Origin of the sequence: Streptomyces sp. NPDC079141 (assembly GCF_040686775.1) — a bacterium.
Taxonomy (GTDB): Bacteria; Actinomycetota; Actinomycetes; order Streptomycetales; family Streptomycetaceae; genus Streptomyces.
The window spans coordinates 405,817-414,807 of the sequence record NZ_JBFBLP010000005.1; the positions used below are offsets into that span (position 1 = coordinate 405,817).

The 8,991-nt window shown below is 72.9% G+C and carries 8 protein-coding genes; 7 read left to right on the forward strand and 1 reads right to left on the reverse strand.

Annotated features, from left to right (window positions below):
- Positions 1-60: 60 nt before the first annotated feature.
- The gene (locus AB0Q90_RS18545) at positions 61-1,812 is read right to left on the reverse strand and encodes a phospholipid carrier-dependent glycosyltransferase (RefSeq protein ID WP_363164063.1); all 1,752 of its coding nucleotides are present in this window, start codon (positions 1,810-1,812) and stop codon (positions 61-63) included.
- Between the two features lie 62 nt (positions 1,813-1,874).
- Between AB0Q90_RS18545 and rsmI the strand changes: the two genes are divergently transcribed.
- From rsmI to AB0Q90_RS18580, 7 genes are all read left to right on the forward strand, one after another.
- Positions 1,875-2,732 (forward strand): 16S rRNA (cytidine(1402)-2'-O)-methyltransferase, encoded by an 858-nt coding sequence (rsmI, locus tag AB0Q90_RS18550; RefSeq protein WP_363164062.1) that lies wholly within the window; start codon positions 1,875-1,877, stop codon positions 2,730-2,732.
- A 259-nt stretch (positions 2,733-2,991) separates the two neighbouring features.
- Complete coding sequence (locus tag AB0Q90_RS18555) at positions 2,992-3,390, forward strand: hypothetical protein (RefSeq protein ID WP_363164061.1); 399 nt, start codon at positions 2,992-2,994, stop codon at positions 3,388-3,390.
- Positions 3,391-3,437: 47 nt separating this feature from the next.
- Positions 3,438-4,316, forward strand: a complete 879-nt coding sequence (locus tag AB0Q90_RS18560; RefSeq protein ID WP_363164060.1) for a TatD family hydrolase — start codon at positions 3,438-3,440, stop codon at positions 4,314-4,316.
- Positions 4,317-4,471: 155 nt separating this feature from the next.
- Complete coding sequence (locus AB0Q90_RS18565) at positions 4,472-6,016, forward strand: ubiquitin-like domain-containing protein (RefSeq protein WP_363164059.1); 1,545 nt, start codon at positions 4,472-4,474, stop codon at positions 6,014-6,016.
- A 116-nt stretch (positions 6,017-6,132) separates the two neighbouring features.
- A complete protein-coding gene (rsmA, locus tag AB0Q90_RS18570; protein ID WP_363164058.1) occupies positions 6,133-7,053 on the forward strand; it encodes a 16S rRNA (adenine(1518)-N(6)/adenine(1519)-N(6))-dimethyltransferase RsmA in 921 nt (306 codons plus the stop codon).
- Positions 7,050-7,952: a 4-(cytidine 5'-diphospho)-2-C-methyl-D-erythritol kinase gene (locus AB0Q90_RS18575; protein ID WP_363164057.1), complete on the forward strand. Its 903-nt coding sequence runs from the start codon at positions 7,050-7,052 to the stop codon at positions 7,950-7,952. The genes rsmA and AB0Q90_RS18575 overlap by 4 nt, the downstream gene beginning before the upstream one ends.
- Before the next feature lie 169 nt (positions 7,953-8,121).
- The gene (locus AB0Q90_RS18580) at positions 8,122-8,901 is read left to right on the forward strand and encodes an MHYT domain-containing protein (RefSeq protein WP_363164056.1); all 780 of its coding nucleotides are present in this window, start codon (positions 8,122-8,124) and stop codon (positions 8,899-8,901) included.
- Positions 8,902-8,991 lie beyond the last annotated feature (90 nt).

Genomic DNA, 8,991 nt, shown 5'->3' on the forward strand with positions numbered 1-8,991 from the left:
GTGGGGCGGGTGTTCTCCGATTGTTGCTGGATCCAGGTATTCGGGCGGTCGCGGAGGTGGCTAGACCCAGGTGTCCAGCCACATCCGCGACCGCCAGCTGTCGATCGGGATCGCCGTACCCGTGTACAGGGGCCAGAAGTAGATGAAGTTCCAGGCGATCAGCAGCACCAGCACGCCCGCCCCCGTGGCCCCCGCCACCCTGCGGGTCTCGCTCGACCCCGGTGGGCCGACGGTCGTGCCCAGGAGCATGGCCACGGCCAGACACAGGAAGGGCAGGAAGACAACGGCGTAGAAGAAGAAGATCGTGCGCTCCTGGTACATGAACCAGGGCAGGTAGCCGGCCGCGATGCCGCAGGCGATGGCGCCCGCGCGCCAGTCGCGGCGGAAGAACCAGCGCCACAGCACGTACAGGAGGGCGAAGGCCGCCACCCACCACAGCAGCGGCGTGCCGATGGCCAGGACCTCGCGCGCGCACTTCTCGCCCGCGTCGGCGGGGCAGCCGTCCTTGCCGGGGGCGGGGGACTCGTAGAAGTACGACACCGGGCGGCCGGTGACGATCCAGCTCCACGGATTGGACTGGTAGGTGTGCGGGGACGACAGGCCGACGTGGAAGTCGTAGACCTGGTGCTCGTAGTGCCACAGGCTGCGCCACCAGTCCGGGAACAGCCAGGACCAGTTGCTGTCCTTGCCGTCGGTCGCGGCCCAGTTGCGGTAGTAGCCGCCGGTGCCGTCGGTGGGTGAGAGGATCCAGCCCGTCCACGACACGATGTACGTCACGATCGCGACCGGCACGGTGGCCAGGAACGCCAGGCCCAGGTCGCGCCTGAGCACCGCCATGTGCGGGCGGCGGGCGCCCGCGACCCGGCGGGAGCCGACGTCCCACAGGACGGTCATCAGGCCGAACGCGGCCAGGATGTACAGGCCGTTCCACTTGGTGCCGATCGCCAGACCCAGCATCAGACCGGCCGCCCAGCGCCAGGGGCGCAGGCCCAGGCGGGTCGTCTCCGCGGCGTACGGGTCGGGGCGGACCCGGCCGTCGGCGTCGGCGGGCAGCGCGGCGGCGAGCTTCTCGCGCGCCTTGTCGCGGTCGATGACCAGACAGCCGAACGCGGCCAGCACGAAGAACATCAGCACGCCGTCGAGCAGTGCGGTCCGGCTCATCACGAAGTGCAGGCCGTCCACCGCCATCAGCGCGCCCGCCAGACAGCCCAGGAAGGTGGAACGGAACAGCCGGCGGCCGATCCGGCACAGCATCAGGACGGAGAGCGTGCCGAGCAGAGCCGTCATGAACCGCCAGCCGAACGGGTCGAACCCGAACATCAGCTCGCCCAGCCCGATGACGTACTTGCCGACCGGCGGGTGCACGACGTACGCCGCGTCCGTCGGGATGTCGACCTTGTCGCCCAGGGACAGGACCAGGTCGTTGGCGTTCTTGTCCCAGTTGACCTCGAACCCGCGGTGCACGAGCGCCCACGCGTCCTTCGCGTAGTACGTCTCGTCGAATATCACCGCCTTCGGGCTGCCCAGGTTCCAGAACCGCAGCACGCCCGCGAACAGGGTGACCAGCAGCGGACCGCCCCAGCCCGACCAGCGGGTGAACCGCTGCGCGAGCTTGGGCGACAGGCCGAGCACCACCCACAGACGCGGACTGGGCTGCGCATACGGCGGCACCAGGCGGTCGCGGACATCGGTTCTGGGCCCCGCCGTGTATCCGAAACGGCGCAGCCGCTGCTGCCACGAGGGCCGCTGGTCGGGCGGCGCCTGGCCCTGCCGGGTGTCCGTGGAGTCCATGGACGACGCTGTACTGGTCACCGCGCCATCGTAGGGAACCCTTCTGTGGGAGTCCCGTGCATGGCGCCTGCGAGGATGGAAACGTGACAGTTACGCCCGGAACCCTGGTCCTTGCCGGCACTCCCATCGGCGACATCGCCGACGCACCTCCCCGGCTCGCCGAGGAGCTGGCCGGCGCCGACGTCGTCGCCGCCGAGGACACCCGACGGCTGCGGCGGCTCACCCAGGCGCTCGGGATCACGCCCAAGGGGCGCGTCGTGTCCTACTTCGAGGGCAACGAGTCCGCCCGCACCCCCGAACTCGTCGAGGAGCTCGTGGGCGGCGCGCGTGTGCTGCTCGTCACGGACGCCGGGATGCCGTCCGTGTCCGACCCCGGGTACCGGCTGGTCGCGGCGGCCGTCGAGCGCGATGTGCGGGTCACCGCCGTGCCCGGCCCGTCCGCCGTGCTGACCGCCCTCGCGCTGTCCGGGCTGCCCGTCGACCGGTTCTGCTTCGAGGGGTTCCTGCCGCGCAAGGCGGGGGAACGGCTCTCGCGGCTGCGCGAGGTCGCCGGGGAACGGCGCACCCTCGTGTACTTCGAGGCCCCGCACCGGCTCGACGACACCCTCGCGGCGATGGCCGAGGTGTTCGGCACGGAGCGGCGGGCCGCCGTGTGCCGGGAGCTGACCAAGACGTACGAGGAGGTCAAGCGAGGCCCGCTGGGGGAGCTGGCCGCGTGGGCCGCGGAGGGCGTGCGCGGGGAGATCACCGTCGTGGTCGAGGGCGCGCCGGAGAAGGGCCCCGAGGAACTCGGCCCCGAGGAGCTCGTGCGCCGCGTACGGGTGCGCGAGGAGGCGGGCGAACGACGCAAGGAGGCCATCGCGGCGGTGGCGGCGGAGGCCGGCCTGCCGAAGCGGGAGGTGTTCGACGCGGTGGTGGCGGCTAAGAACGCGGGGGTGTGAGCGGGGCGGGGGGCGTGCGGCGCCCGACTGGGGCGCGCCCTGCTCTGAGCAGGGCGCATCTCCTCTGAGCGCGCGCCCCATCGGGGGGGCAAAGGACTGCGGTGAAAGGCAAAGCACTCGCCGGGTGAGCGAGGCGCTGGGGCAAGGAACGCCCAAATGGCCTCCAACACTCGACAGGCCTGCTGCATTCGCGCCGGTGGAAGCGTCCACTGGTGGTGGGACGCACCCGTCCCTGGTCCAGCGGACACGAGGAGCTGGCATGAGCGAGATCGCAGGGCAGACCCGACTTCGCAGCGCGGAGACCCCGGTCGTCCACGAGTCCTATTCCTTCGCCTGTATGCGCTGCGGGCACGGCTGGGAACAGTCGTACGAGATCGAGCACCACACGGACGGCGACGGCCACGACTTCGTCATGTATGTGGCGAACGGTCAGGTCGTCCCGTCCCCGCTGAGCCGGCCCATGTGCCAGAACTGCGACAGCCACGTCGTACGGATCATGCGCGCGGGCCAGGTCTCGTCGGCGCTCGACGCGGCGCACCGGCACCACCGCACGCCCCCGGCGGGGCCGACGGAGGCGCCGGCCACGGCCGAGGCGGGCCCACACCACCACTGGCACCTGTCCGATCTCCTGCACCCGTTCCACCGCAGGGCGAGCTGACCCGGTCGCCCGGCCGGGAAGGCATGCCCCTTTCGTAGGATCGGGGCATGCCTTCCTCCAGCGACAAGAACGAGGCGCCGCCGCTCCCGGAACCCCTCCGGGTGCCCGTCGCCGACTCCCACACCCACCTCGACATGCAGTCCGGCACGGTCGAGGAGGGGCTGGCGAAGGCCGCGTCGGTCGGGGTCACGACGGTCGTGCAGGTGGGCTGCGACGTGAACGGCTCCCGCTGGGCCGCCGAGACGGCAGCGGCGTACGACAACGTCCACGCGGCCGTCGCCCTGCACCCCAACGAGGCCCCGCGCATCGTCCACGGCGACCCCGACGGCTGGTCCCGGCAGGGCGCGCGCAAGCCCGGCGGAGACGCCGGCCTCGACGCCGCCCTCGCCGAGATCGACCGGCTGGCCGCGCTGCCGCACGTGAAGGCCGTCGGCGAGACGGGCCTGGACCACTTCCGCACCGGCGACGAGGGCAAGGCCGCGCAGGAGCGTTCCTTCCGCGCCCACATCGAGATCGCCAAACGGCACGGCAAGGCGCTCGTGATCCACGACCGCGACGCCCACGCGGACGTGCTGCGCGTGCTGAAGGAGGAGGGCGCGCCCGAGCGGACCGTCTTCCACTGCTACTCCGGTGACGCGGAGATGGCGGAGATCTGCGCCCGTGCCGGCTACTACATGTCCTTCGCCGGCAACGTCACCTTCAAGAACGCCCAGAACCTCCGCGACGCGCTCGCCGTGGCCCCGCTGGAGCTGGTCCTGGTGGAGACCGACGCGCCCTTCCTCACGCCGATGCCGTACCGCGGACGGCCCAACGCCCCGTATCTCATTCCGGTCACGGTGCGCGCGATGGCCGCCGTGCGCGGCATCGACGAGGACGCGCTGGCGACGGCCCTCGGCGCGAACACGGCACGCGCCTTCGGCTACTGAGGGTGTTTCGTTCGTAACCGGCCGATAACGCTCGCACGGGCCCACCCCCGGCCCGACCGCGACACTGCGTAGTCGCGTCGCTTTGGAGAGTGACACCCGCTCCGCTAGGTTCTGGGGGCCCGATCGGGACCCCTGGCCCTCTGGAGCGTGTCGGCGTGAGCAACTCGCAGTACGAGACGTACGAGGCGTACGGCGCGGGCGCGAGCGGCGCGTATCCGCCCCCGGCGTACGGCGGATACGACGCGCCCCCCGCTGATCTGCACAGCGCGGAGACGCTGGGGTACGGGATGCCCGGGGCGTACGAGCAGATGTACGCGGACACGTATCGACCGGCGTACGAAGGACCGGGGGCGCGCGAGGCCGGTGAGGGGCGCGAGGCGCGCGGGGGTGGCGCGGTCGATGCGGAGCGCGAGGCCACCGGGGCGCGCACGGCGCACGGGACGGCGCTGCCACGCCAGACCGGGGGCGCGCCGGGTGAAGAGGCGCTTGATGACGAGGTGCTCGACGAGGAGGCGCCGCTCGGCGAGGGGGCGCTCGCGCCCGTTGCGCACGCCGGAGCGGGAAGCCGTGCCGCGCGCCGCCGCCGTGCGCGATACGCCGAGCGCACGGACAGCCCCATGCGCCGCCTGCTCCCGCAGGCGCTCGTCGTCGCCTTCCTCGCCGGCGGCACCTCCGCGTTCGTCGCCAAGGACAAGGCGATCGAACTGACCGTCGACGGCAAGCCGCGCACCCTCCACACCTTCGCCGACGACGTCACCGAACTGCTCGCGGAACAAGGCGTCGACGTGGGGGCGCACGACGTGGTCGCGCCCGCCCCCGGCGCGGACCTCAGCAGCGGCGACGAGGTCGCCGTCCGCTACGGGCGCCCGGTGCGGCTCACGCTCGACGGCCAGCAGCGCCAGGTGTGGACGACGGCGCGCACGGTGGACGAGGCGCTCCGCCAACTGGGCGTGCGCGCCGAGGGCGCGTACCTGTCCGCCTCGCGCTCCCTGCGGATCGGGCGCGAGGGGCTCGCGCTGGACGTGCGCACCGAGCGCTCCGTCACGATCATGGCGGACGGCCGCGCCCGCACCGTCCGCACGAACGCGGCGACCGTGCGCGAGGTCGTCGAGGAGGCCGGCATCACCCTGCGCGGGCAGGACACCACCTCCGTCGCCCCCGAGAGCTTCCCGCGCGACGGGCAGACGGTCACCGTGCTGCGGATCACGGGGACGAAGGAGGTCCGCGAGGAGCAGATCCCGTTCGACGTGCAGCGGACCGAGGATCCCTTGCTGTTCCGGGGGACGGAGGTCGTCGAGCGGGCCGGGCAGCCGGGGCTGCGCCGGGTCACGTACTCCCTGCGCACGGTCAACGGGGTCGAGCAGAAGCCGCGGCGGATCCGGACCGAGGTGGTGCGCGAGCCGCGGACGCAGGTGGTGAAGGTGGGGACGAAGCCGATGCCGACGTCGGTGCAGGGCGCCGACCATCTCAACTGGCAGGGGCTCGCGGCGTGCGAGTCGGGCGGGCGGCCGGGCGCGGTGGATCCGTCGGGGACGTACGGCGGGCTGTACCAGTTCGACACGCGGACCTGGCAGGGGCTCGGGGGCAAGGGGCGGCCGCAGGACGCGCCGGCGGCGGAGCAGACGTTCCGGGCGAAGAAGCTGTACGTGCAGCGCGGGGCGAGCCCTTGGCCGCACTGCGGGGCGCGGCTGCAGGGGTGAGACGCGGCCGCGCGCGCCACCCCGCAGCGCCGGGCTGCGCCACCCGCCCCCGGCCCACGCCGGCGCAGGCCCGCCGTCCGGCCGAGGCCGCCTCCACACCCCCGTACCCTTGTCCCGTGAGCAGCCCCCACCCCGACGCCCTCCTCGGCCCCGCCGACGTCCGTGAACTCGCCGACGTCCTCGGGGTGCGCCCCACCAAGCAGCGCGGTCAGAACTTCGTGATCGACGCGAACACGGTCCGCCGTATCGTGCGCACCGCGCAGGTCCGGCCGGACGACGTGGTCGTCGAGGTCGGTCCGGGGCTCGGCTCGCTCACCCTCGCGCTGCTGGAGACCGCCGACCGGGTCACGGCCGTGGAGATCGACGACGTGCTCGCGGGCGCGCTGCCCGCCACCATCGCCGCCCGGATGCCCGAGCGCGCCGACCGGTTCGCGCTGGTGCACTCCGACGCGATGCACGTACGCGAGCTGCCGGGCCCGGCCCCGACCGCGCTGGTGGCGAACCTGCCGTACAACGTCGCCGTGCCCGTGCTGCTGCACATGCTCGACACCTTCCCCAGCATCGAGCGCACGCTCGTCATGGTGCAGGCGGAGGTCGCCGACCGGCTCGCCGCCGCGCCCGGCTCGAAGGTGTACGGCGTCCCGTCGGTGAAGGCGAACTGGTACGCCGAGGTGAAGCGGGCCGGTGCCATCGGCCGCAATGTCTTCTGGCCGGCGCCGAACGTCGACAGCGGGCTGGTGTCGCTGGTGCGCCGCACCGAGCCGGTCAAGACGACGGCCTCCAAGAGCGAGGTCTTCGCGGTCGTCGACGCCGCGTTCGCCCAGCGGCGCAAGACGCTGCGGGCCGCGCTCGCGGGCTGGGCCGGTTCCGCGCCGGCCGCCGAGGCGGCGCTCGTCGCGGCGGGCGTCTCGCCGCAGGCGCGCGGGGAGGCGCTGACGGTCGAGGAGTTCGCGAGGATCGCCGAGAACAAGGCGAGCGGCACCACCGAAGACAAGGCGAACGGCACCGCCGAGCACAAGGAGTCCGGTCACCAGTGAGCGTCACGGTACGCGTCCCCGCCAAGGTCAATGTCCAGCTCGCGGTGGGCGCCGCCCGCCCCGACGGCTTTCACGACCTGGCCAACGTCTTCCTCGCGGTCGGCCTCTACGACGAGGTCACCGTCACCCCGTCGCCGGACGGACTGCGGGTCACCTGCGAGGGCCCGGACGCCGCCCAGGTCCCGCTGGACCGCACCAACCTGGCCGCCCGCGCCGCCGAGGCGCTCGCTGCGCGCTACGGCCTGACGCCCGACGTCCACCTCCACATCACCAAGGACATCCCCGTCGCCGGCGGCATGGCGGGCGGCAGCGCGGACGGCGCGGGCGCCCTCCTCGCCTGCGACGCGCTGTGGGGGACGAACGCCTCCCGGGACGAACTGCTCGACATCTGCGCCGAACTGGGCAGCGACGTGCCGTTCAGCCTGGTGGGCGGGGCGGCGCTCGGCACCGGGCGCGGCGAGAAGCTGCGCACGCTGGAGGTCGGCGGGAGTTTCCACTGGGTGTTCGCGATGGCCGCGCGCGGGCTGTCGACCCCGGCGGTCTTCCGTGAGTTCGACCGGCTGGGGGAGGGGACCGACATCCCCGAGCCCGTCGCCTCCGGGGAGCTCCTCGACGCCCTGGCCAAGGGGGACGCGGACGCGCTCGCCGCCGCCGTCTCCAACGACCTCCAGCCCGCCGCCCTCTCCCTGTTCCCGGAGCTCGCCGACACGCTCGCCGCGGGGCGGGCCGCCGGGGCGCTCGCCGCGCTCGTCTCCGGTTCCGGCCCGACGACGGCCTTCCTGGTCCGTGACCCCGGGACCGCGGACAAGGTCGCCGAGGCGCTGCTCGCCTCCGGCACCTGCCGGACGGTGCGCACCGCGTCGGGGCCCGCGCCGGGCGCCACGGTGCTCGCGGGGTAGCCACCTCACCTGCATGGATATGCAGGAAGCGTGTTACCTACTTCACGGTAATTTATTTTTCATTAATCACCCCCCATGATCCCTTTCGTGCGATCTGCGCCACAGCAGGCGGTGGCATGATCGGCGTCCCCCGGTGCTCTGTTACCGGCGGTACCTCCTGGGAGCTTCCATGGGACACATGGACCACTTCAGCGCCGGATGGGTGACTCCCGTCCTGTCCTATGCGATGGCCTGCGTCGGCTCGGCGCTCGGACTGCGCTGCACCGTCAGGGCGCTGGAGGCGGACGGCGCCTCGAAACGCAACTGGCTGCTGCTCGCCTCCCTCGCCATCGGCTCCGCCATCTGGACCATGCACTTCATCGCCATGCTGGGCTTCAGCGTCGACGGCACCCCCATCCGTTACGACGTCCCGCTCACCGTCCTCAGCCTGCTGATCGCCGTCGCCGTCGTCGCGGCCGGTGTCTTCACCGCCGGGTACGGGCGCTCGCGCGTGACCTCGGTCGTCCTCGGCGGACTCGGCGCGGGCCTCGGCGTCGCCGCCATGCACTACACCGGTATGGCCGCCCTCAACCTGCACGGCACGGTCGACTACGACCCCGCCCTCGTCATCGCCTCCGTCGTGATCGCCGTCGTCGCCGCGACCGCCGCGCTCACCCTCACCCTCGTCGTGCGCGGGGGCGCGCTCGCCGCCGCGGCCGCGCTCGTCATGGGGCTCGCGGTCAGCAGCATGCACTACACCGCGATGTACGCCGTCGACATCTCCCTCGCGCCCAGCAGCGCGGCCCTGCCCGGCGCCACCGCCACCGAGTTCATCTTCCCGCTCGCCGTGGTGCTCGGCTCGTTCCTGTTCCTGGCCGCCGCGTACGTCGCGCTGTCCCCCACCGGCAAGCGCCACGAGTCGGCTGCCGCCGCGGACCTGCTGCGCGAGGTCGAACTCAGCACGGCCTGAGCCGCCCGTCGGGGCTCACTGCGACCTGAGCCGCCCCGCACACACCTCCCTCACCCCCCTCACCCCCCTCACCCCCCTCACCCCCCTCAG

Coding starts and splice junctions, on each gene's coding strand:
- AB0Q90_RS18555 (WP_363164061.1), top strand. CDS start 2,992: ATGAGCGAGATCGCAGGGCAGACCCGACTTCGCAGCGCGGAGACCCCG.
- AB0Q90_RS18560 (WP_363164060.1), top strand. CDS start 3,438: ATGCCTTCCTCCAGCGACAAGAACGAGGCGCCGCCGCTCCCGGAACCC.
- AB0Q90_RS18580 (WP_363164056.1), top strand. CDS start 8,122: ATGGGACACATGGACCACTTCAGCGCCGGATGGGTGACTCCCGTCCTG.